The sequence below is a fragment of the Candidatus Pelagadaptatus aseana genome (assembly GCF_040362265.1).
Classification (GTDB): domain Bacteria; phylum Pseudomonadota; class Gammaproteobacteria; order Pseudomonadales; family Cellvibrionaceae; genus Pelagadaptatus; species Pelagadaptatus aseana.
The window spans coordinates 148522-170847 of the sequence record NZ_BAABNJ010000006.1 but is presented as its reverse complement, the minus strand read 5'-3'; the positions used below and the strand labels follow the sequence as shown (position 1 = coordinate 170847).

22 protein-coding genes are annotated in these 22326 nt (G+C 53.1%); 13 read left to right on the top strand and 9 right to left on the bottom strand.

Annotated elements, in window-relative coordinates; translation table 11 throughout:
* Positions 1 to 10: 10 nt before the first annotated feature.
* On the top strand, positions 11 to 727 hold the full coding sequence (locus tag ACPXV9_RS10965) for a DUF3108 domain-containing protein (RefSeq protein WP_423896879.1): 717 nt from the start codon (positions 11 to 13) through the stop codon (positions 725 to 727).
* 30 nt (positions 728 to 757) lie between these two features.
* Positions 758 to 1249 (top strand): FKBP-type peptidyl-prolyl cis-trans isomerase, encoded by a 492-nt coding sequence (locus tag ACPXV9_RS10960; RefSeq protein WP_423896876.1) that lies wholly within the window; start codon positions 758 to 760, stop codon positions 1247 to 1249.
* Between the two features lie 74 nt (positions 1250 to 1323).
* On the opposite strand, the gene ACPXV9_RS10955 is transcribed toward ACPXV9_RS10960, so the two are convergent.
* The 3 genes from ACPXV9_RS10955 to ACPXV9_RS10945 all read right to left on the bottom strand — a co-directional run bounded on the left by ACPXV9_RS10955 (position 1324) and on the right by ACPXV9_RS10945 (position 3426).
* Positions 1324 to 2115, bottom strand: a complete 792-nt coding sequence (locus tag ACPXV9_RS10955; RefSeq protein WP_423896874.1) for a GGDEF domain-containing protein — start codon at positions 2113 to 2115, stop codon at positions 1324 to 1326.
* A 475-nt stretch (positions 2116 to 2590) separates the two neighbouring features.
* The gene (locus ACPXV9_RS10950; protein WP_423896871.1) at positions 2591 to 2818 is read right to left on the bottom strand and encodes a hypothetical protein; all 228 of its coding nucleotides are present in this window, start codon (positions 2816 to 2818) and stop codon (positions 2591 to 2593) included.
* An 83-nt stretch (positions 2819 to 2901) separates the two neighbouring features.
* Entirely contained in the window at positions 2902 to 3426 is a 525-nt protein-coding gene (locus ACPXV9_RS10945) for a pilus assembly FimT family protein (protein WP_423896868.1), read from the bottom strand.
* Positions 3427 to 3691: 265 nt separating this feature from the next.
* Here ACPXV9_RS10945 and ACPXV9_RS10940 point away from each other — a divergent pair, with 265 nt between their 5' ends.
* The 8 genes from ACPXV9_RS10940 (at position 3692) to ACPXV9_RS10905 (ending at position 12081) form a co-directional block, all read left to right on the top strand.
* Positions 3692 to 4447 carry an enoyl-CoA hydratase/isomerase family protein gene (locus ACPXV9_RS10940; RefSeq protein ID WP_423896865.1) on the top strand — a complete coding sequence of 252 codons (756 nt, stop codon included), beginning with the start codon at positions 3692 to 3694 and terminating at the stop codon, positions 4445 to 4447.
* 501 nt (positions 4448 to 4948) lie between these two features.
* Complete coding sequence (locus tag ACPXV9_RS10935) at positions 4949 to 5137, top strand: hypothetical protein (RefSeq protein ID WP_423896863.1); 189 nt, start codon at positions 4949 to 4951, stop codon at positions 5135 to 5137.
* 147 nt (positions 5138 to 5284) lie between these two features.
* The gene (locus ACPXV9_RS10930; RefSeq protein ID WP_423896860.1) at positions 5285 to 6301 is read left to right on the top strand and encodes a GGDEF domain-containing protein; all 1017 of its coding nucleotides are present in this window, start codon (positions 5285 to 5287) and stop codon (positions 6299 to 6301) included.
* A gap of 31 nt (positions 6302 to 6332) precedes the next feature.
* Positions 6333 to 7247, top strand: a complete 915-nt coding sequence (locus tag ACPXV9_RS10925; protein ID WP_423896858.1) for a diguanylate cyclase — start codon at positions 6333 to 6335, stop codon at positions 7245 to 7247.
* Between the two features lie 107 nt (positions 7248 to 7354).
* Entirely contained in the window at positions 7355 to 8851 is a 1497-nt protein-coding gene (locus tag ACPXV9_RS10920) for a PQQ-dependent sugar dehydrogenase (RefSeq protein ID WP_423896855.1), read from the top strand.
* A 43-nt stretch (positions 8852 to 8894) separates the two neighbouring features.
* Entirely contained in the window at positions 8895 to 9392 is a 498-nt protein-coding gene (locus ACPXV9_RS10915; RefSeq protein ID WP_423896852.1) for a hypothetical protein, read from the top strand.
* Positions 9393 to 9529: 137 nt separating this feature from the next.
* Positions 9530 to 10921 (top strand): wax ester/triacylglycerol synthase family O-acyltransferase, encoded by a 1392-nt coding sequence (locus ACPXV9_RS10910; RefSeq protein WP_423896850.1) that lies wholly within the window; start codon positions 9530 to 9532, stop codon positions 10919 to 10921.
* A complete protein-coding gene (locus tag ACPXV9_RS10905) occupies positions 10918 to 12081 on the top strand; it encodes an alpha/beta fold hydrolase (protein WP_423896848.1) in 1164 nt (387 codons plus the stop codon). The genes ACPXV9_RS10910 and ACPXV9_RS10905 overlap by 4 nt, the downstream gene beginning before the upstream one ends.
* 101 nt (positions 12082 to 12182) lie before the next feature.
* Here the strand turns inward: ACPXV9_RS10905 and ACPXV9_RS10900 are convergent, their stop codons facing one another.
* Both ACPXV9_RS10900 and ACPXV9_RS10895 read right to left on the bottom strand, forming a co-directional pair.
* Positions 12183 to 12629 carry a hypothetical protein gene (locus ACPXV9_RS10900; protein WP_423896847.1) on the bottom strand — a complete coding sequence of 149 codons (447 nt, stop codon included), beginning with the start codon at positions 12627 to 12629 and terminating at the stop codon, positions 12183 to 12185.
* A 173-nt stretch (positions 12630 to 12802) separates the two neighbouring features.
* Positions 12803 to 13279, bottom strand: a complete 477-nt coding sequence (locus ACPXV9_RS10895; protein ID WP_423896844.1) for a zinc ribbon-containing protein — start codon at positions 13277 to 13279, stop codon at positions 12803 to 12805.
* Between the two features lie 389 nt (positions 13280 to 13668).
* Between ACPXV9_RS10895 and leuS the strand changes: the two genes are divergently transcribed.
* The 3 genes from leuS to holA all read left to right on the top strand — a co-directional run bounded on the left by leuS (position 13669) and on the right by holA (position 17931).
* A complete protein-coding gene (gene leuS, locus ACPXV9_RS10890) occupies positions 13669 to 16281 on the top strand; it encodes a leucine--tRNA ligase (protein WP_423896842.1) in 2613 nt (870 codons plus the stop codon).
* 61 nt (positions 16282 to 16342) lie between these two features.
* Positions 16343 to 16870 carry an LPS assembly lipoprotein LptE gene (lptE, locus tag ACPXV9_RS10885; protein WP_423896840.1) on the top strand — a complete coding sequence of 176 codons (528 nt, stop codon included), beginning with the start codon at positions 16343 to 16345 and terminating at the stop codon, positions 16868 to 16870.
* 8 nt (positions 16871 to 16878) lie between these two features.
* Entirely contained in the window at positions 16879 to 17931 is a 1053-nt protein-coding gene (gene holA, locus ACPXV9_RS10880) for a DNA polymerase III subunit delta (RefSeq protein WP_423896837.1), read from the top strand.
* Between the two features lies 1 nt (position 17932).
* On the opposite strand, the gene ACPXV9_RS10875 is transcribed toward holA, so the two are convergent.
* Genes ACPXV9_RS10875 through hemA form a run of 4 tightly spaced genes read right to left on the bottom strand, consistent with a single transcriptional unit; the run spans position 17933 to position 22132 of the window.
* Positions 17933 to 18850 carry a DMT family transporter gene (locus ACPXV9_RS10875; protein WP_423896834.1) on the bottom strand — a complete coding sequence of 306 codons (918 nt, stop codon included), beginning with the start codon at positions 18848 to 18850 and terminating at the stop codon, positions 17933 to 17935.
* 17 nt (positions 18851 to 18867) lie between these two features.
* On the bottom strand, positions 18868 to 19707 hold the full coding sequence (gene prmC / locus ACPXV9_RS10870; protein WP_423896832.1) for a peptide chain release factor N(5)-glutamine methyltransferase: 840 nt from the start codon (positions 19705 to 19707) through the stop codon (positions 18868 to 18870).
* Positions 19708 to 19730: 23 nt separating this feature from the next.
* Positions 19731 to 20813: a peptide chain release factor 1 gene (gene prfA, locus ACPXV9_RS10865; protein WP_423896830.1), complete on the bottom strand. Its 1083-nt coding sequence runs from the start codon at positions 20811 to 20813 to the stop codon at positions 19731 to 19733.
* Between the two features lie 32 nt (positions 20814 to 20845).
* Positions 20846 to 22132 carry a glutamyl-tRNA reductase gene (gene hemA / locus ACPXV9_RS10860; protein WP_423896828.1) on the bottom strand — a complete coding sequence of 429 codons (1287 nt, stop codon included), beginning with the start codon at positions 22130 to 22132 and terminating at the stop codon, positions 20846 to 20848.
* Positions 22133 to 22326: the final 194 nt, after the last annotated feature.

Genomic DNA, 22326 nt, shown 5'->3' with positions numbered 1-22326 from the left:
GCCACAGATTATGAACTTACTGACAAAATACCTGCTGGTCTTTCTATCCGCCCTTCTCTGCAGCCTGCCCCTGCAGGCCAATCAACTGCCCAAGGCATTTAGCGCGACCTACAAAGCCAATTACAACGGCATTGAAATCAAAGCCACCCGCTCATTGACCGCCAATGGCCCAAAGCAGACTCTCAACTTCACCGCCAACTCCTGGCTGGCCAGCATCGTGGAAGAAAGCCTGTTCGAGTGGGGAGAGCACGGCTACCTGATCCCGCAGAAATATCGTTACGACCGCACCGGGGTTGGCCGGGAACGACACGCCCTGCTGACCTTTGACTGGGACCAGCGCAACGTTGTCAATCAGGTACAGGATTCCAAATGGAAGATGGATCTGCCGGAAATTGCTCTGGATAAACTCAGCTACCAACTGCAATTGAGAAAAGACCTGATCAACAGCTCACCGCTGGGCCCTTACCAGATAGCAGATGGCGGCCGCCTGAAAACCTATGAATTCGAAAAGATCGGCGAATCCGTCATCGACACCCCGATGGGGAAACTGAATACCGTAGAAATCAAGCGGATTCGCAAAAAGAAGAACCGCACCACCCACATCTGGCTAGCCAAAGACTGGGATTATCTGATCGTAAAAATCCAGCAACTGGAAAAAGACGGCAAATCCTATGAAATCAACATTGCCCAAGCCGTCGTCGATAAACAAACCGTTACCGGCCTGTAACCGGCCAAACATCGTCCTGAAGGAAACACCATGAGTACAATCACTGCCAAAAAAGTGGCCAACATTCACTACACCCTGAAAAATGACGCCGGCGAAGTTCTCGACTCGTCTGAAGGGCAGGAACCTCTGGCCTACCTCCATGGCGCCATGAACCTGGTACCCGGGCTGGAAAAAGAGCTGGAAGGTAAAAGTGCCGGCGACAAGATCAGCTGCGTGGTTGAGCCGGAAGAAGGCTACGGCGAAAAAGACCCAGAGCTGATTCAGGAGTTACCACGCAATATGTTCGGCGGTGTCGACACCATCGAAGTGGGCATGGCGTTTCACGCAGAAACCCAGAATGGCATGCAGGTTGTTGAAGTCATCGACGTTGAAGAAGACGCAGTAACCATCGATGGCAACCACGTTCTGGCCGGCGAGCGCTTACACTTTGATGTGGAAATCATCGATATTCGCGATGCTACCGAAGAAGAACTGAGCCATGGCCATGTTCACGCCCCGGGCGGTTGCGGTCACGATCACTGATCTTATTCCGGGCTGCACCGGCAGCCCATTTGATTGCCGGGCAATGGTCAACCAAGCCATTGCCCTATTATGATCTAGGCGCACAACACCCTGTTGCGACCTTCCTGCTTGGCCTTATACAAACAACCATCCGCCACAACGATCATCCGATCAGCACAACCACTGCTTTCAGGCACATCACTACACACCCCGATACTGACCGTACAATAATCACTCTCCGGACGACCAACCAAATGTGACGTCATCGCCAATCGGATTCTTTCAGCGACTTCCATAGCCTTGTCCTTGCCGCAAGCCATCATTACGCAAAATTCTTCTCCACCGAATCGGCCAAAAACGTCTTCGCGGCGAATCAATTGGGATACCTTCTCGGAGAAATCAATCAGAACCTTATCGCCATGGTCGTGACCAAAGTTGTCATTGATACTTTTGAAATTATCCAGATCGATCATTAGAAAAGAAATGCAAGATCGATCCCTTATTGCCATATTGGCAAAATGCTCAACGTGTTCAAAGAACGCTCTGCGGTTGTAGACATTGGTCAGCGGGTCTTTTGAAGCGGCCTCTTTCAGGCGATCATCATCATGTTGCTTAAGGAGTAACAACTGACCAAAACCGGCGGCAAACAAAAAGCCAAAGATTCCCAGAAGGGTCAATGAGGTGATCAGGTTTTCGCGATCAAACAGCGTCATATTATTTTCTGGATTGGCTGCGACATAACATCGAACCAGCAGCAATAAAACTACAGAACCAAAAATCAGCACCAGCGTCTGATGCAAATTGGTTCGCGATGAAAACAACAGAAAACTGCAGACCACCGTTGAATATATCAGCGCACAAAACAGGCTCGCGACAGCCACTTTCATATGCGGTTCTTGGGAATAAAAACTAAAGGTCAAACTGCCTATTACGACCAATGCCACCAAAATAACAGGGTATGCCCTGTGCCTGGAAACCATCGATATAAACCCCATGGACTCCAGCGCAAAGCCACAAAATATCAGGCAATTACCCAAATCAGAGGAGTAAACATCCGGTATATAACCCCTGAGACAAAGCAGAATCCAGGCGACAGATTGGACAATACGCCCTGAAAAAAAGTATTTGAAAGCACGAGAATTATCGGCGTTGCCGCTGAAATAACTCAGCAGTAACAAAGAACAGAGAATGTTCCCATAGGCAATAAGGTACAGAGAAGTTCTTACATCAAGCTCTAACTGCATAACAATCCATAGTTAATAATCCACAGTTACATTTCCATCACTCCCTAGCCTAGTTCAAGTTAAAACACACGACAAACCATCGAGCCCAGCTGATGCGATATATTGACTAAACCTGCCATCAATGAAGCTCAACCTTCTGCTCACCACATCGTGAACATTTATAGATGGTTACCAACCTGCCCTGCTTCACATCAAACTGCTTCTTCTGGACGATTTTCCATTTGTGAAATCCACTGCGGCAGAGGCTCTTGCCCTTGTGCTTCTGAGCCGCGCTGGGCCGCTTGAAGGGCAGCACATTATTTGCCGCAGATTTTTGGCTGGAATCGCTGGATTTGTTTTTCGGCACAGAGGTCAAACCTGTTGATCAATCATGAAGGGATTATTCTATCAGGCTTTACCGATGCAGAGCCGCAGAATAATCGAGGCGTCCTAGCAGCCTGCATCCACAATAATCACGCCAAACAGGGTATCTGAAGGCGCTCCGGTACCACCCGGCTCACTGTAGCGCACATAACAGCCGCTGCCCTCGGTGGTGTCAAAACCGATTTTTACCCGGGAACTGTTACCGCTGGTGCAGTTATCGCTGTAGCACACTTCAAGGTCGTCACTGATTTGTATCAGATCAATAATGTCACCGGTACTGCCTGAATCGGCATAGGCCTCTGGGTAGCCGTATTTCAGCTCCATGATTTTGCCGCCCATGATCACGTGGGGAGGATTGCTGGTCGAGCTCCTTTCCTGTTCATGTACACCGACCAGAATCGCTTCCATTCGTGCCTGGTTGGCCGCGGTGATCAAGGTACCCTCCACGGCCTTCAACACCGATACCCGGGCCGCACTGGATAAATCGGTGTAATAGGGAATGGCAGTGGCACCCAGGATGCCCAGAATGACAATCACTGAGATCAACTCGATCAGAGTAAAACCACGACTGTTATTTGTTACGCTGTTCATAATGTTATTTCTGGCGACCTTTAATGGCTCACCATCTCCCCGCTTGTCTTTTTCTGGCTCTATTGCTGAACCTATGGGCTAATTGTGAGGGTAAACTGACCTGTCGTCTGTGTTCCGGAAAAGCACCAATGTGTCTCCCTGCGAGACCTGCTTCCACTAAATTGCCAATAAATAAGGAATTCACCCCCTGCAGACCACCAATCAAGCCATATGCGTTTAGAATAGGCGCCTTGTGCCCAACACCTCACCCCTGCTGGAAAAATCAATGAATAACGTTCTCTTGAATATAGATGGCCCCATAGCCACCATCTGCCTCGACAACCCCGATAAGCACAATTCCCTTGCGGGCAGTGATATCGAGCAATTTATCGCCCACCTCAATCAGGTCGAACAGAGCCCGGAAGTTCGTGCCCTGATCATCACCTCGTCAGAAGGCAAGACCTTTTGTGCCGGCGCCTCACTGACCGAGATGGGCAGCGGCAACCTCAGCGGTGAAATTTTTGAGCGACTGACCAATCGCCTGGCTGCGGTACAGATACCAACCATCTGCGCCATGAATGGCAGCGCCTATGGTGGCGGCTCAGAAATTGGCCTCTGCTGTGATTTCCGTATCGGCATCAAAGGCATGCGCCTGTTTGTCCCGGCTTCGCGCTTCGGTCTGTGCTACCCCCTCAACGGCATTCAGCGATACGTCCATAAACTCGGACCGGACACCGCCAAACGCCTGTTGATTGCCAGCGAAGAATTCCACGGTGAAAGCTTGCTGGCATTGGGCTATCTGACCCATCTGGTGGAGCCGGAAGAAATCAACGAAAAAGCCCGCAGCATGGCTGAAGGCATTTGCCGGCTGGGCCCCATAGCGGTCAGAACCATGAAGACTCTGTGTGATCAGGCCGCAGCGGGCATATTGGATCAGGAGGCGGCCACGCTGATGATCAATCACTGCAATCAATCCAATGATCTGCAGGAAGGCCTGGCCGCGGCCAGAGAAAAGCGCACACCGGTTTTTAGCGGCAATTAGAGTCATTACCGAGCGTCATAAAAAGGTGTCATATAAGCGTCATTTAATAGAAACAATAAATCTAGCAAGCCAAATGACACCTTTTTCTTCCCACTCCTTGAAAGAATAAGCACTTGCCCTGCAGTGGATGCTAACTCTCAAAGTTATCCACAAGCTGCTCACAGGTAAACAACTCAGTTATCATATTGCCCTACTGTTTAAACCACCTTATCTTGTGGGTCACCCACAGGAACAACTCAACATATAGTAAAAAACAATATAAAACAGGCCAGTTCATCACAAACTGGCCACATCCGTCCTGTGCACAAATGGCCGGAGCCCAAGAAACATGGGGCCATATAACTTAATCAGCCCTGCGCTGAACAGGTTTGGGGGAGAGTGTCAGGCGAAGATCGGCAAAGCTTGGGATAACACCGAGACACCCGGTCTTCGCCAGACCTACCCACGCCATTGGCGTCGTTAACGGAATGCTCAATCACACAATTAAAAGGTGACACCAGCATGAAGCACACCAGCAAAAACCCGCACGAAGATATTCTTATGTCACTGGACCAACTGGACCAGACTCTGGAAGTACTGGGGCTGGTGGTGAGAAAGCTGAAATTCAACATAGAGGAGCTCACTCTCTCCGATATGGAATCACTCCCCAGCGAACTGCCTGAAATACTCGAAAAACTGAAAATTCACTGACCCCGCCAAGCAATACTGTCATGGATATTGCTTGAGTTGAGAAATGCGCCCATAATTACGTTAAATAGCGCGCCAACCACGCCGCCACACGCGTCTTGTGTAGTTCTCCTCGCAAGCAAAACAACCGCTCAACGAATCACACTTGCCATGCAAAATGCCCCGAGACTTCTCGACAAGATTGTCGGCCTCACCTCCCTGCGCGATGTCGAACTTCTGGAATTCAGTCTCCTCAAAACCATTCACGGCCATCTGTACCCATCCAAACTCAGTCTGGTCAAGCTTAATCGCCGTTCCATCCCGATCATGCAAACGGATTTTGTTTCAGGTCACTGCGAAGTCCGATACAACAACATCCAGCTGCAGCAGGAAGTGTCTCAGGCCATAGAAAATCTGGAAAACAGTAACAGCCAGAGCTACAACTCCCAATCGGATTTTGGCCACATCAATATCTACCTGTTGCAACAGACCAACCGCAGTCGCACCTACCTGGTTGTCATCTCCGAACAGGCGATCTCCAAACTGGATGCCTATCTGGTCTCAGGGTTTGTTCAGGTCCACAAGAACTTCTGTGAACTTCTACTGGAATCACAAACCGATGAGTTGACCGGCTTGGCCAATCGCAAAACCTTTGAGGAGAACATCTCCAAAATCCACGAGATGGTTTTTCATCGCGATAACAGCTACCCCCAAGATCAGCGCGGTGAGACCGGCAACCTGCACTGGCTGGTTATGATCGATGTCGACCATTTCAAGCGCGTCAACGATAATTTTGGCCACCTCTACGGCGACGAAGTTCTGATCCTGATCGCCCAACTGTTAAAAGAAAGCTTCCGCGACGACGATTATGTTTTCCGTTTCGGTGGCGAAGAATTTGTGGCCATCGTCAGAACCCCTGACAGAGAAAGCTGTGAGCAGATGCTGGAGCGACTGCGAACCACCGTAGCCAACAAGGATTTCCCCGGTGTCGGCAAGATCACCATCAGTATCGGCGCCACCGAAATGAAACCCAGAACCTTTCACATTACCCTGCTGGACTACGCAGATCAGGCCCTTTACCACAGCAAGGGCAACGGGCGAAATCGCATTACCTTCTTTGAAGACATGGTCAGGGATGGCCAGGCTAAATTTGAAGATGTTCAGCCCGGTGAGATCGATTTGTTCTAAACTGCTGTAATCACATATCGGAATTGGATGAATGAGCAAAATCCTTGTCGTTGATGACATAGAAGACAACATCAAACTGCTGAGCTTCGATCTGGAAGATGATGATCATCAGGTGATTACCGCCACCAACGGTAAAGAGTGTTTGCTTCTGGCGGAAACCGAAAAACCGGATCTGATCCTGCTGGACATGATGATGCCCATCATGGACGGCAAAGAAACGCTGACTCACCTCAAGCAGGATGACGCTCTGAAAGAGATTCCGGTGATCATGGTCTCAGCCAAAGACGGGGACGATGACGTCATCGAAGCTCTGGACATTGGCGCCCACGACTACGTCGCCAAACCCTTTATCTATCCGGTACTGGCCGCCCGAATGCGCTCAGCCCTGCGCCTCAAGGCCAGCCAGGAAAAGTTGATGGAAGCCAATCAATTGCTCGAGAAGCTGGCTTCCTACGATTCCCTCACCGGAGCTTACAATCGACGCCAGTTTTTTAATCTGGCCAAAGCCGAATTTTCCAAAACAGTGCGCAGCCAGCAACCACTGTCCATCATCATGCTGGATATTGATCATTTCAAAAGCATCAATGACACCTATGGTCACGCTGCCGGCGATCAGGCACTGATTGATCTGACCAAAACCTGCAAAGAAATCTGCCGCACCTCCGACATCATCAGTCGCTTTGGTGGTGAAGAATTCGTTATTTGCTGCCCTTCAGCCGATCTGCACGGGGCCGCGTCTCTGGCTGAGCGACTGCGCGAGGGCATTGCCGCCATGACCCTTAAAGCCGAAGCTGGCAAAACATTCAAATTTACCGCCAGCTTTGGGGTATCTTCGCGACAACCCGATGACACTCTGGAATCCCAAATCAATCGCGCGGATAAATGGCTCTATAAGGCCAAGGAAGGTGGTCGCAACAAGGTTGTCAGTGACGCCAACAACCATTGAACCAGTCCCGCCAATAAACCCCTAAATCCACTGATATCGCTTGCTTTCAAATAACAGAAAAACTACTGTCATACAGACCTTCAAAAACAATAAAAAGCGCAATAGCAATGTCACTGATTTCCAAGGCGTTCAAATTTCTGTCCGCAGGCATCCTTTTTTTGGTGCTTGCTGTCACAGCTCTGTTTGTCTTTGGCCCGGTATCCAACCCAGGCACCATTCTCAAAACCGTGCTTGGCCAAACCATTGATACCCCAACTACCGAAACCATCCAACAGCGTCTTAAAGTAGCCGAAGGCTTCAGTTTGGTTCGCTATGCCACTGAGCTGGGACACATCCGTTTTATGGCAACATCCGCCAACGGTGACCTGCTGGTATCCCAACCTCGACAGGGTCGTGTCCTGAAACTGAATCACGATACCAATGGCGACAATCGCCACGATGGCATGAGCGTGCTGATTGATGGCTTGACCCGCCCTCACGGCCTGGCACTCCATAACGGCTGGCTCTATATTGCCGAATCAAACGCTGTCGGTCGCGTTGCTTTCGATCAGACCAGTGGCCAACTGATCGGCGATTACCAGCACATCATCACCGGCCTGACAGACAACGGCAATCACTGGACCCGCTCGCTGCTGATACACAACCAGTCCCTGTTCCTCAGTCTGGGCTCTACCTGCAATGTCTGCGAAGAAGAGGATCCGCGCCGCGCCAGCATCATGCGCTTTGAACTCGATGGCAGTCAGGGAGAAATTTTTGCCTCGGGTCTGCGCAACAGCGTCGGTCTGGATGCGGCTCCTTGGAACAATGAGATTTACGCCACCGATAATGGCCGCGATCTACTGGGAGATGATTATCCGCCCTGCGAACTCAATCATATCCAGAAGAATCAATTTTATGGCTGGCCCTACATTAATGGTTTCGGGGATCTGGATCCGGATATGGGCGAGGGCAAAGAACACCTATTGGCAACAGCCACCTCTCCGGTGTTCGGTTTTGCCGCACACAATGCTCCGCTGGGCATTCGCTTTATCCGCAACGCCAGAATACCAGAGCACTATGCCAGAACCGCTTTGGTGGCTCTGCACGGATCTTGGAATCGCCGCACGCCGGACGGTTACAAAGTCATCGCCCTGCACTGGGACGAACAGGGCAACATCAGCAGCAGTGATTTCCTGAGCGGCTTCGAACAAAACGGCGACATTATCGGCCGGCCGGTGGACATCGCCGAATCCGTAGACGGCTGTCTGTTTGTCTCCGACGATTACGCCGGCACCATTTACCGTGTCTGCTATGGGCAGCAGCCGGGCGACACGTTACAGTCACCAGAAAAACTCCAGCAGGCATCCACCCCCCAGAACTTTCCCATGGCACAGGTTACGCTTGGCAAAAAAGTATTCGATCGCCACAACTGCCTGCAGTGTCATCACCTCAATGATGAAGGTAATCGCTCCGGAAAATCACTGCAAAACTTATCCGCTCGTTATCAACCAGACACACTGGCTGCGTATCTTCTGATTCCGAATCCACCCATGCCCCGCTTTCCGTTAACCGCTGACGAGCGTGAGGCACTGGCGGCTTACCTGCTCAGCCAGCCAGACTTGTAGCACCCCCCGGCTTGAGCAATCAACACAGGAACCATTATCTGCAGTGAAAAAAGACATCATCCCTATCATCGTTGACATAGAAGCGTCGGGATTTGGCTCAGACAGCTACCCGATCGAGATCGGCCTGATAGATGACAAGGGTAATCGCTACTGCAGCCTGATCAAGCCGCTGCCGGATTGGACCCATTGGTCTGAAAGCGCCGAGGCAGTGCACGGCATCAGTCGCCGGGAGATTGAAACCCACGGCAAAGACCCGAGGGAAATCGCTATAGAAATTAACCGCAGACTGGTCGGAACAACCGTCTATTCCGATGGCTGGGCCCACGATTACCCCTGGCTGCGAAAACTGTTTTACGCCGCACTCAAAGAACCGGAATTCCGTTTTTCGCCGATAGAAATGATTCTGACAGAAGCACAAATCGGAATTTGGGATGAGACCAAACGCAGGATTATTGAATCCACCACGGCCCCTCGCCATCGAGCCAGTACCGATGCCTACATCATTCAACAAACCTGGCTGAAGAGCCGAATGGGGATCTAGGTCACAAATTCGGTCAAGCCGGAGCAGATTTTGCTTACAGAACAACGGGATTTTTCTTACAATGGCGGCACGTTAATAAATGCGCCAAAACAGCCATTGCAACAACCGAACATCAGATTGAGAGCAAGACCATCAACATGATCAGACAACGCTTAAACCCTCTGGACGCCCGCTGGCTACTCATGGAGTCCCGTGACACCCCCATGCACATTGGCGCACTCCTGACCTTCCAGCTGCCAAAAGACAATACGGACAATTTCCTGCAGGAGCTGGCCGAGCAGTATCGGGCGCACAAAAAACCCGTCAGCCCATGGAACCTGCGACTGCGCAGGCCCAATGGCATTTCTATCTCACCCCAGATGGATACTGTCAGAACTCTGGACATGGACTACCACTTTCGCCACCACGCCCTGCCTTCACCCGGCGGCGAACGCGAGCTGGGCATTCTGGTGTCGCGCCTGCACAGCCATCCACTGGACAAGCATCGCCCACTTTGGGAATTCCACCTGATCGAAGGATTGGAAAACAACCGCTTTGCCATATATGTCAAGCTGCACCCTTCACTGATTCACGGTTCGGACGTTGCCCCTATTCTCAGAGATGTACTGACAAGCAAAGGCGACTCCTTGATGCCCCCATTTTGGACCATCGAAAGGGATACGCACACCATTGAAGCATCCTCTTTCGATAGCCCGGCCGCCGAACTGGCTGACAAGCTCAACGAGCTGACCGAATCCGTCGCAGCCACCAGCAGCTTTGCCGGGAAAATGTTCAAAAGCGTGGTAAAAGGGGAAGGCTTTAAGGCACCTCGTCTGGCCCCCCGCTCTTCAGTGAATGCCAGCGTCAATCGTCAGAGACGTTTTGCCACCCAGCAATACGATATGACTCGCTTCGAAAAACTGACCAAGGCTGGCAACTGCACCAACAGCACCATCATTGCCTACCTGTGCGGCTCCGCCATGCGTCGCTTCTTCAAGGAATACAATGCCCTGCCAGACCAACCCCTGCGCGCTGCAGGGGCTCTGAGACTCAATGACTACGTCGACAGTGATGACCGTGAAGTGGTTGCCAAAATCGGTATCTCGCTGGCCACCCACATTGCCGACCCGATCAAGCGGTTTGAGGCGGTAAACCGCTCCATTGTTCGCACTCGCGACTACCTGTCGTCGCTGCCGGAGAAAGCCCGCAGCCCCTATGCGATCATGACATCGCTGCCGATCATTGCCGGCCACATCCGGGGCATTGGTCGCATGGTACCCAGCATGTTCAATGTGGGTATCTCCAATAACGAAATCTCAGAGAAAGCGCTCTACCTCAGCGGCGCCAAACTGGAAGCCATCTACCCAATGGCTCACCTGATGCAGTACAGCGCCCTGAGCTTCGATTGCGCCATTTACAACGGCACCATCAATATTGGCCTGACCGGCGCCCGCGACACCCTGCCACGCCTGCAGCGTATGGCCCTCTATATGGATCAGGCACTCGCAGAATTGGAGTCACTGTTATTGCCAGAGGAGGCGCAAGCATGAATCGCTTTACCCAGATGCTGCTGGATCAGGGCCTGGCCTTTAACCAAAAATTTTCTGAAACCGCAGCCAATGGCGTCGACTGGTTGTTTCGCCACGACACACTGGTCAAATCAGGGCAGACCTGGTTTGAGCTGATTCTCGATGGCGACCCGATGTCGGTGCGCTACTACGAACTGCCAGGCGAAGACGAAATCGAGCTGGCCGATGGCAGCACCATGGAGATCCAGCAGAACAAGCACGATATACCTCTGGTTCTGGTGCCACCACTGGGTGTAACCACCGAGACCTTTGACCTGATGCCGCAGCGCAGTCTGGTGCGCTACATGGTGGCTCAGGGCTACAAGGTGTATCTGGTTGACTGGGGCAAGCCCACCAAAGAGCACAAGCGTCTGAATCTGCGCGACTACTCCTATCACATGATGAGCGAAGCGCTGGCCAAAGTCCGTGAACACAGTGGCAGCGAACAACTGTCCATGATGGGCTGGTGCATGGGCGGTCTGCTGTGCCTGTTGCATCAAGGCCAGGTCAAAGACCCCAACATCCGCAATATTGTTACCGTAGCCAGCCCTATTGATCTGCTGCAGGGTGGCGGCGTCATAGCCGGCGTATCCCAGGCCCTCAACGGGCCGGCGCAACTGGTTAAAAACTATGGCCGCATGAGCATGAAAGACGTCGATTCCTCACTGATGAGTCTGCCTCCCTGGATGACCACACTGGCCTTCAAGCTAACCGCACCAGTCGCCAGCGTAACCACCTATTGGGATCTGCTGACCCGCCTGTGGGATCGGGAATTTGTCGAGTCCCACTCAACTACGTCCGATTATCTCAACAATATGCTGCGCTACCCGGGCGGTGTACTGCAGGACATGACCGCCAAGGTGATCGTCGACAATCAATTGGCGAAGGGCAAACTGGAGCTATCCGACGGCACCATTGCCGAGCTCGACACCATTGAGTCGTCCCTGCTGGTATTTGCCGGTCAAACCGACCACTTGGTGCCGCCCTCCATCGCTCAGGCAAGCACCGAAGTTGTGGCGACAGAGGACACCGAGTTTCACGTTGCTCCGGGTGGTCACATGGGGGTTATTCTGGGCAGCAAAGCACAGAAGGTCGTCTGGAAGGAAAGCGCTAAATGGCTGGCCAGCCGTTCCAGCCACTAATCAGCGGCCGCAAACCCTGATGGGTCAGAGGTTGTGCAGTAAGCCCTCGCATCCGCGGGGGCTTTTTTGTTTAGCTTGTTTCAGACATTAGCGCCTTTATTTCAAGCCACGTCTCCGACGCGCATGATCAGAGGAAACTGCGCACCGCGCTGAATCACCTGAGAAAACAGGCGCTGCTGAGCAGCATCGGTGAGCTCGGTGGTTGAAGAGTGCAAAGGGGAGTTACCCACCCAACGAAATGCCCAGCGCCAGCAGCTCTGGGGGTCGTTTTCCTGAACCAGCACAAAACTGAGATTATCTGGAGCGACCTTGATCAAATCCACCAACTGACGGGCAATATGCTCAGCGCTTTTTTGCAGCTTACGGGATTCAACAGGATTTGCCGAACGAATCAGCAGATGAAACCGACCTTTGAACAGATGGCACTGAATCTGTAACTCAATATCCTGATCAAGGCGATTTTTAAGGGATAATTTTTCCCAATGACAATCATCGGAGAACAACGCATCCCGAAACTGGGAAGCGCCTAAAGCTTCTGAGTGAACCATAGTGATACTACTTATTATCGTTATTTTTATTATGTCATCGGCGACAATCAGCACCGAATCAGGTGGCGCATTCTAACACATCCAATACAGGCCTCAAGGAATATTGGCCCTTAAAACAAGGCCGTCCATGAGACTGCCTGTAACTGGCTCAATGCAAACCGGGCCCCGACTCCTTAGTGCCTCTGACCCACCGAAAAATACTGACAGCCACACTGGCAGGGAGCCAGCTCCACCGTACCCTGGGCAAAATAGTGATGAAAACATTGCAGACAGGTCAGATGCTCATTACTGGCCGTCTCTCCCGCAGCGATTACCTGACTCGACTGCAGACTGCGCTGCAATTTCTGATAGTCGATATCCGCCGGATTGGCGGCCTGCAAAGCCCAGTAAGCACTGGTGGCCTCCAGATACATCAATTCAGACAAGAGCTCATGCCAGAAACCCTGATCCCCCTGAGGCTTGTTGCTAGTGCCCGCCCCCAAAGCGACCGAATCTTCCAAGGGTGAAACATCAACCGGATCGGCACTACTGCCCTCATCCGGTGAATCAATGGTAATTCGCTGGGCAGGGCGATTGATTTCCAGCAACCGGTCTTTAACAGACACCTCGGCCGCCTGCCCATCTTGATCAGCTCTCTGTCGTTGCACCATAGACACCACCCATACCTCTAAAACACTCAAAACCGCCGGCCCGCAAAAAGCCTTTGCACCGCATAACCAGTCATGCACCAGACAGTAAGTGCATACTCCTGTGCCACCTCTTCAGTCTAGTACAGTAATCAGTCATCACCTAAAAAGGCACCAGTAATACTAAGGCCATTTTTATCTATACAGAGTCAGGCTTATACGCGTTTCGAGCCGATAAAAAAGGCCTAAACCCCTCGTTCTGACATCGCATTATCGGGCTACAACACCTATAATGGCCGGCTTTGTCGAGCGGCACTTGGATCACATCCCGAATTGATTTCGGGAGTCACTTTCAGCCGCCATTTCAACCATCACTGCGACACCGCAAAGACACAACAGGTTTACGGGAACAAATGGAAGAGCAATACAACCCCTCAGAGATCGAAGCTCAGGCGCAACAGGCCTGGGAGCAAAAAGGCAGCTTTGAGGTCAGCGAAGACACCAGCAAAGAAAAATTCTACTGTCTGGCCATGTTCCCCTACCCCAGCGGCAAGCTGCACATGGGCCATGTGCGCAACTACACCATCACCGATGTCATCTCTCGCTACCAGCGCATGCAGGGCAAGAACGTATTGCACCCCATGGGCTGGGACGCCTTCGGTCTGCCCGCAGAGGGCGCCGCCATCAAGAACAACACGGCACCTGCCAAGTGGACCTACAGCAACGTTGACTACATGAAGCAACAGCTGAAATCACTGGGTTTCGGTTTCGACTGGAAGCGCGAGCTGGCCACCTGCAGCCCCGACTACTACAAGTGGGAGCAATGGTTTTTTACCCGCCTCTACGAAAAAGGTCTGGTCTACAAGAAAATGGCCACCGTCAATTGGGATCCGGTGGATCAAACCGTACTGGCAAACGAGCAGGTAATCGACGGTCGCGGCTGGCGCTCAGGCGCACCGGTAGAGCGCAAGGAACTGGCCCAGTGGTTTATCAAGATCACCGATTACGCCAACGAACTGCTGGTGAGCCTCGACAATCTGCCTGAATGGCCAGAGCAGGTAAAAACCATGCAGCGCAACTGGATCGGCAAGTCCAAGGGCGTGAAAATGACCTTTGGCCTGACTCAGGAAGTGGCCGGCTATAACAGCTTTGACGTTTACACTACTCGCCCGGACACCCTGATGGGCGTGACCTATGTCAGCCTTGCCGCCGAACACCCCATCAGCCTGGCACTGGCGGAAGACAACGCCGAACTGGCGGCCTTTATCAAGGAGTGCAAAACCAACTCCGTGTCCGAAGCCGATATGGCCACCATGGACAAAAAAGGTCTGGATACCGGCCTCAAGGCCACCCACCCCATCACCGGCGAAGAAGTGCCCGTATGGATCGCCAACTACGTGCTGATGGATTACGGCTCCGGCGCCGTGATGGCCGTGCCCGCCCACGACGAGCGCGACTTTGCCTTCGCCAACAAATATGACCTGCCTATCAAACAAGTGATCGCCAGCACCAAGAAAGGCGAAGACAACTTTGACAGCAGCGAATGGCAAGAGTGGTATGCCCGCAAGAGCGACATCCAACTGATCAACTCCGGCGAGTTTGATGGCCTGACCTTCAAGAAAGCCTTCGATGCCATTGCCAAGGCCCTGATTGACTCAGGCAAAGGCTCGGTCAAAACCAATTTCCGCCTACGCGACTGGGGCGTTTCCCGTCAGCGTTACTGGGGGGCGCCAATCCCCATGCTGAACCTGCCCGACGGCGGTGAAATTCCGGTGCCGGCCGACCGTCTGCCGGTACTGCTCCCCGAAGACGTGGAAATGGACGGCGTGCACTCCCCGATCAAAGCCGATCCCGAGTGGCGCAAGGCCGACTGGCACAGTGAAGGTGCCGAGCACGAAACCGACACCTTCGATACCTTTATGGAATCCAGCTGGTACTACGCCCGCTACACCTGCTCCAACTTTGCCGAAGGCATGCTCGATTCCGATGCCGCCAACTACTGGCTGCCGGTGGATCAATACGTCGGTGGCATTGAGCACGCCATTTTGCACCTGCTTTACGCCCGTTTTTTCCACAAGCTGATGCGCGACGAAGGTCTGGTCGACAGCGACGAACCCTTCAAGCGCCTGCTGTGTCAGGGCATGGTGCTGGCCGATTCTTTCTACCGCCAGAACGACGACGGCAGCAAAGACTGGTTTAACCCGGCCGAAGTCACCCTGGAGAAAGATGACAAGGGCAAGGTCACCTCCGCCTCTCACCCGGACGCCGGTGAGCTGCAACTGGGCGGCATGACTAAAATGTCCAAATCCAAAAACAACGGTATTGACCCACAGACGGCTGTAGATGAATACGGTGCCGACACCGTGCGTCTGTTCACCATGTTTGCCGCACCTCCAGAGCAGACTCTGGAGTGGAGCGATTCCGGCGTGGAAGGTGCCAGCCGCTTTTTACGCCGCCTGTGGAAAACCACCGCGGCCCACCTCAAGGCTGGCGATGCAGGCAAACTGAACGTCGACGCCCTCAATGATCAGCAGCGCGACCTGCGCCGCAAAACCCATGAGACCATTGCCAAGGTCAGCGACGACTATGGTCGCCGCCAAACCTTCAACACCGCCATCGCGGCAGTAATGGAATTGCTCAACGACATCACCAAGCTGGCCGACCGCGCCACGCCGGAAACCCGCGCGGTTGAACGCGAAGCTCTGGAAGCAGCGGCCCTGCTGCTGGCACCCGTGGTTCCCCACATCAGCCACAGCCTGTGGCAGGCAATGGGCAATGGCGACAATGTGATTGATGCCCCCTGGCCTCAAGTGGACGAAGCGGCACTGGTAAAAACTTCCATTGAACTGGTGGTACAGATTAATGGTAAAGTGAGGGCCAAACTGGAAGTGGCCCCGGACGCCGACTCCGACAGCATCATCGAAATGGCCAAAGCCAACGAGAATGTTCAAAAATTCCTGCAGGATAAGGAAATCAAAATGTGCAAAGTCATCCCGGGTAAACTGGTAACCTTTGCCGTTAAGTAACTACTCCCAACAATAACCACAACCGTTCACTAATAAACAACCCGGAGACCAGGGAAGCACAATGAAAAAAATAATGACTCTGCTACTGTCACTGAGCCTTCTGACCGCTTGCGGCTGGCACCTGCGCGGCGATCTTAATCTGCCCAGCGACCTGCAAAGCCTCTACATTGACAACCAGTCACAGGGCAATGTCACCGAGGCAGAGCTCAACCGCCTGATTGCAGCCAACGACGTCACCGTTACTGAAAACAGGGCCGATGCACAGTACACCATCACCCTGAGCAACGAGCGCTACGAGCGCCGCACCATCTCTGTCACCAGCGGTGGCGAAGCATCGGAATACGAGCTGACCTACGAGGTAGACTACTCCATCACCAACGCCGAGGACCTGATCCTGGTACCCAAGTCTACGGCTCAGGTGATTCGCTCTTACAGCTACGACCGCGATAACGTCATCGCCAAAAACGAAGAAGAAGAGCTGATTCGCCAGGAGATGAAACCGCAACTGGCGTCGCAGATTCTTAATCGTCTGCGCTTTTTGAGTGCCGCTCCGGTCTCCGCTCCGGAAGCAACCCAAGACAATCAGTAAGACCCACAATGGCCAAACTGCGACCGGAACAGCTTTCCAGTGCTCTGCAAAAGCAGCTGGCCCCCATCTACCTGATCAGCGGCGACGAACCGCTGCTGGCTCAGGAAGCCTGTGATCAGATTCGCGCTCATGCGCGCCAGCAAGGCTTTAGTGAACGCGTCATCTACCACGGTGACAAAAGCTTTGACTGGAGCCAGCTGCTGAGCGAAGCCAACAGCTTGTCACTGTTTGCCGAGCGCAAGATTCTTGAGTTGCGCATCGACAATGGCAAACCCGGCGATGCCGGCTCCAAAGCTCTGGTGGAGTACGCCAGCCAACCTTCTGAAGACAACCTGCTGTTAATCGTCACCCCCAAACTCGATGGCAATGCCCAGCGCAGCAAGTGGTTTAAAGCACTGGATAAAGTCGGCGTTACGGTACAGATCTGGCCGATCAACGAACAGCAACTGCCCCACTGGCTGGAGCAACGACTGCGCAGTGCCGGCCTTACTGCCGACCGTGACACCATCAGCCTGCTGGCCGCTCAGGTGGAAGGCAATCTTCTGGCCGCAGCTCAGGAAGTGGAAAAGCTGAAGCTGCTGGCACCGCAGGGACAGGTCACACCGGAAATGGTCAGCGGCATGGTCACCGACAGCGCCCGCTATGACGTCTTCAGCCTGATCGACAAAGCCTTGCATGGCGACAGCCGCGCGGCCGTCAAATGCCTGCATGGATTGCGCGGTGAAGGTACCGAAGCGATCACGGTACTCTGGGCCCTGGCCCGAGAGATACGCACACTGCTGCAGGTCTGCCACAGCGTGGATCAGGGTAAACAGTTTGACTGGGCCTGCAAAACATCCGGCGTCTGGGACAAGCGCAAGGGGCTGGTGAAAAATGCTCTGCGCCACCTCAAGCAGCCACAACTGCAAACCCTGTTGCGCAAAGCCAATGCCATCGACAAAGCGATCAAGGGCATGCGCGACGCCGATCCCTGGGATGAGCTGCTGGATCTGACTCTCAACCTCAGCGGCACCTTTGCCATCACCCCCAAAGTACAGAAGCTGGCATTAACCGTTAATTGATTCAGGCTTTTTTCGCCATCGCCGCCAAGGCCGAACCGGCGACCACCATAGCAGCACCCAGATACGCCAACAGGTTCAGCTCTTCAGCCTGAAAGTTTTCAGGCCAGAACTCCACCAGAACACTCATCACCACAAAGGTAAACACCGGCACCGCCGTGATAATGCCACTGACCTGAGAGGCGTGAATGTGATTCATGGACTCTGAAAATGCGCCATAGGACAGCACAGTGTTAACACAGCAAAACAACAACATGGCCAGCGGTAACGGGCTCATTTCCAGTATTGCTGCCGGATCCGCCATGGGCAAAAACAGCAATCCGCCGGCAATATAAATCATCAGCATAATGCTCATCGAACTCATGGTGCGCAGCAATTTTTTCTGCACCAGCGCATAAGCGGCCCAGGCCACCGACGACACCATCATCAGCATCACCCCACGGCTGAAGCTGGAGCCTGAATCGAGCAACAGCATCAGATTCTCATTAAAAAAAGTCAGCAACCCGACCACCACCAGCAGAGCACCGAAAATCTGCCGTCTGGAAAAGGGCTCATGAAAAATGATGACACTGCCAACCATCACCAGAAACGGCGCCACCTGAATCATCAACTGGGCGGTTTCGGGATTGAGGCGCTGCAGGGAAAAATTGTAAAACAGATAATTACCGAGCAAGCCGAAAACGGCCACGGCACACATTAACAGCAACACCAGTGAAGGGGTTGCAACCGGCTTCAATTCGCCCCGCCAGGCCAGAAATAAACCCACCAGCAAACCACTGACAGCCATTCGCACCCAACAGGCGGTATAGGCATCCAACTCCTGCAAGGCGACCTTCAGGGCAATGGGTAAGACCCCCCATAAAAACGCCGTCACCAGAGCAAGGGTAATTCCCAGCCCCCGGCGACCACTGATTTGATGCATCAAGAAACTCCTGAAAATTAGGGCCTGCGCCCAAGAGTAACCCGATCATTACCACCGTAGTCGCGCAGGGTCACTACAGAATCGTAGCCCAGCTGTTGTAGCTTTTCCCTCATCCGCCCGGCCTGCTCGAATCCATGCTCAAGCAACAACCAGCCACGAGGGTTCAAAAAAGTAAGGGCCTTGCTGGCGATATAAAACAGATCCGCAAAGCCTTCATCGTCAGCCACCAGAGCAGAGGCCGGCTCAAACCTGACATCACCCTGCTGCAAATGGGGATCAGCCGGATCAATATAGGGTGGATTACTGACCACCACATCAAATTGCTCGCCATCTACCGCAGCAAACCAGTCACTGCGCAACACCCGGACATTACTCAATCCGAGCTGCCTGGCATTGGCTTGCGCCAGGGCTACGGCATCCCGGGAAAAATCCCCAGCGGTAATCTGCCAACGAGGCTGCTCACTGGCTAACGCCAGAGCAATGGCGCCGGTGCCGGTTCCCAAATCCAGAATCTTTGCGTCAGCCGGCAAAGTCAGAGCCAACACCTGCTCAACCAGCACTTCGGTATCAGGGCGAGGAATCAGAGTGGAATCATTGACCTGCAGCGGCAGCGACCAGAATTCCCGGGTTCCCAATAGGTGGGCCACCGGACGCCCCTCGAGGCGCTGGTGCAATAGGACATCAAATTGCTGCAGTTGTTCAGCCGTCAGTGATTTTTCCGGCCAGGTAAACAGATAACTGCGATCGCAATCGAGCACATGACACAACAACAGCTCGACATCAAAACGCGCAGAATCACTGATCTCGCTCAACTCGGATGCCCGCTGCAAACAAGTCTGGATGGTTGCCACATTCATAGCCGAAGCGATGCGCGCAGTGTTTATTCGGCCAGAGCCGCAAGCTGATCGGCCTGATACTCATGGACCAGCGGTTGAATCACTTCATCCACCTGCCCTTCCATGATTTCGTTGAGCTTATAGAGTGTCAGATTGATGCGATGATCCGTCACCCGGCCCTGAGGGTAGTTGTAGGTACGGATGCGCTCAGAGCGATCACCACTGCCCACCAGATTGCGACGCTCATCAGCGATGCCCTGCGCCGCTTTTTCCTCTTCGGCACTTTGCAGCTTGGCGGCCAGTAACGACATGGCCCGCGCCTTGTTTTTGTGCTGCGAGCGCTCATCCTGACACTCCACCACAACGCCCGTAGGCAAGTGGGTAATGCGGATGGCAGAATCGGTTTTGTTGACGTGCTGACCACCAGCGCCACTGGCTCGAAAAGTATCAATCCGCAGATCACCCTTATTGATGTCGACCTCGGCGACCTCGTCGGCCTCAGGCATCACGGCCACGGTGCAGGCCGAGGTGTGGATGCGCCCTTGGGATTCTGTTTCAGGCACGCGCTGAACCCGGTGAGCACCGGATTCAAACTTCAGTTGCGAATAGGCGCCATCCCCCACAATCCGGGTAATAACTTCTTTGTAACCGCCGTGCTCACCGGCATTCTCACTGAGAATTTCCATTTTCCATTTGCGCGATTCGGCGTACTTGGAATACATCCGGAACAGGTCACCGGAAAAAATGGCCGCCTCATCACCACCGGTACCAGCGCGAATTTCCAGAAACACGTTTTTGTGATCGTTGGGGTCTTTTGGCAGCAGCAGTTTTTGCAGCTCGGTCTCCAGCTCTTCACTTTGCGCCTCGCCCTCTTTTAACTCCTCCTGAGCCATCTCGCGCATATCGGCATCGCCGTCTTTCAAAAGGCCTTTGGCCTCTTCAATATCGTCCTGTACCTGCTGAAAACTGGCGTAGGTTTTTACTACCGGTTCCAGCTCGGCAAACTCTTTGGAGAGATCGCGAAAACGATTTTGATCGGAAATGATCTCAGCATCACTCAGCAAGGCGCTTACCTCGTCGTAGCGATCACAAAGATTGTCGAGCTTTTCCTGAATGGAAGCTTTCATAGTGAATACTCAGTGAAGTCCGGCCAGCGGAATCAATCCCGCTTGTCCGTCAAATCAAATAATTGGTTACTGAATTCCAGCAATTCGTTTTCACCTGCCGCACCCGCCTGCTTCAAACGCTTAGTAGGGGCGTGCAGTAATTTATTGGTCAGCCCGCGAGCCAGCTGTTGCACCACCAGCTCCGGAGCCGCTCCGGATTCCAGCGCCTTGATGGCCTTCTGCAACTCCTGATTACGCAGTGATTCGGCCTTCTGACGAAAGGCCTTGATGGTATTGACCGAGCCCAGCGCGCGCAATTCCTGCAAATACTGACCGGCACCCTCTGTCACTATCTGCCGTGCCTTTTCCGCAGCTTCCTGACGCGAGCGCATATTTTCATCAATGACTTCTTTGAGATCATCAACGCTGTAGAGGTACACATCCTCAAGATCGGCCACTTCAGTTTCAATATCGCGAGGCACCGCGATATCCACCATAAACATGGGCTTGTGGCGGCGTTTTTTCAGGGCCGACTCGACGGCGCCTTTACCCAGCAGTGGCAATTGACTGGCAGTGGAGGTAATTACTATATCGGCCCGATGGAGATGCTCCGGAATATCTGCCAGCAAAATGGCTTCTGCCGAAAATTTTTCAGCCAACTCATGGGCGCGACCCAGGGTCCGATTTGCCACAATCAGCCTGCCAATTTTTTGTTCCGTCAGATGCCGTGCCACCAGTTCAATGGTCTCACCCGCACCCACCAGCAATGCCGTATCCTGTTTTAAATCCGAGAAGATCTGCTGCGCCAGACTCACCGCGGCATAGGCTACCGATACCGGGTTTTCACCGATGGCGGTTTCCGTGCGCACGCGCTTGGCGATCGAAAAAGTCTGATGGAATGCGCCGTGCAAGTAGCGACCCACAGTGCCCGCTTCACAGGCCACCGCGTAGGCGGATTTCATCTGACCGAGAATCTGGGGCTCACCCAGCACCATGGAGTCCAGACCACTGGCCACACGCATCATATGCTCGATGGCTTCACCGTCCTGATAGCTGTAATGGCAGGCATCCAGCTCGCCGTGACTCAGATCCTGAAAATGCACCAGCCACTCTTTCAGACAATCCAGAGCACTGCGACCACCCTCGTTGCCCTCTACACCCCGGCCATGAACATACAGCTCGGTTCGGTTACAGGTTGACAGGATTACCGCCTCATCCAGACCGGCATCGTGGCACGCCATGCGCAAAGCGGTCTGCACCTGATCAGGAGCAAACGCAACCTGCTCCCTGAAATCAAGGGAAGCGGTATTGTGATTGATGCCAAAGGCCAACAGGGTCATAAAATTTGCCGGGAAAATACAAAGCCGCCAATTTTCCGATTCCTGACTGCCCATGACAAGGGAATTCTCAGTAAAACCGCATTTTTCCTGGAGAAATTTATTCCCAGACAGGAATTACCCTCAAAAATATTCCACACTTCCCCCTGTAACCAATCACAGGTAAGGTTGTCCAAGGTTGACCACCTCTGAAACCG

Coding starts and splice junctions, on each gene's coding strand:
- ACPXV9_RS10920 (WP_423896855.1), top strand. CDS start 7,355: ATGTCACTGATTTCCAAGGCGTTCAAATTTCTGTCCGCAGGCATCCTT.
- ACPXV9_RS10940 (WP_423896865.1), top strand. CDS start 3,692: ATGAATAACGTTCTCTTGAATATAGATGGCCCCATAGCCACCATCTGC.
- prfA (WP_423896830.1), bottom strand. CDS start 20,813: ATGAAAGCTTCCATTCAGGAAAAGCTCGACAATCTTTGTGATCGCTAC.
- ACPXV9_RS10930 (WP_423896860.1), top strand. CDS start 5,285: ATGCAAAATGCCCCGAGACTTCTCGACAAGATTGTCGGCCTCACCTCC.
- ACPXV9_RS10900 (WP_423896847.1), bottom strand. CDS start 12,629: ATGGTTCACTCAGAAGCTTTAGGCGCTTCCCAGTTTCGGGATGCGTTG.
- ACPXV9_RS10875 (WP_423896834.1), bottom strand. CDS start 18,850: ATGCATCAAATCAGTGGTCGCCGGGGGCTGGGAATTACCCTTGCTCTG.
- ACPXV9_RS10925 (WP_423896858.1), top strand. CDS start 6,333: ATGAGCAAAATCCTTGTCGTTGATGACATAGAAGACAACATCAAACTG.
- leuS (WP_423896842.1), top strand. CDS start 13,669: ATGGAAGAGCAATACAACCCCTCAGAGATCGAAGCTCAGGCGCAACAG.
- ACPXV9_RS10955 (WP_423896874.1), bottom strand. CDS start 2,115: ATGAAAGTGGCTGTCGCGAGCCTGTTTTGTGCGCTGATATATTCAACG.
- hemA (WP_423896828.1), bottom strand. CDS start 22,132: ATGACCCTGTTGGCCTTTGGCATCAATCACAATACCGCTTCCCTTGAT.
- ACPXV9_RS10945 (WP_423896868.1), bottom strand. CDS start 3,426: ATGAACAGCGTAACAAATAACAGTCGTGGTTTTACTCTGATCGAGTTG.
- ACPXV9_RS10895 (WP_423896844.1), bottom strand. CDS start 13,279: ATGGTGCAACGACAGAGAGCTGATCAAGATGGGCAGGCGGCCGAGGTG.
- ACPXV9_RS10935 (WP_423896863.1), top strand. CDS start 4,949: ATGAAGCACACCAGCAAAAACCCGCACGAAGATATTCTTATGTCACTG.
- ACPXV9_RS10910 (WP_423896850.1), top strand. CDS start 9,530: ATGATCAGACAACGCTTAAACCCTCTGGACGCCCGCTGGCTACTCATG.
- prmC (WP_423896832.1), bottom strand. CDS start 19,707: ATGAATGTGGCAACCATCCAGACTTGTTTGCAGCGGGCATCCGAGTTG.
- ACPXV9_RS10965 (WP_423896879.1), top strand. CDS start 11: ATGAACTTACTGACAAAATACCTGCTGGTCTTTCTATCCGCCCTTCTC.
- holA (WP_423896837.1), top strand. CDS start 16,879: ATGGCCAAACTGCGACCGGAACAGCTTTCCAGTGCTCTGCAAAAGCAG.
- ACPXV9_RS10960 (WP_423896876.1), top strand. CDS start 758: ATGAGTACAATCACTGCCAAAAAAGTGGCCAACATTCACTACACCCTG.
- ACPXV9_RS10905 (WP_423896848.1), top strand. CDS start 10,918: ATGAATCGCTTTACCCAGATGCTGCTGGATCAGGGCCTGGCCTTTAAC.
- lptE (WP_423896840.1), top strand. CDS start 16,343: ATGAAAAAAATAATGACTCTGCTACTGTCACTGAGCCTTCTGACCGCT.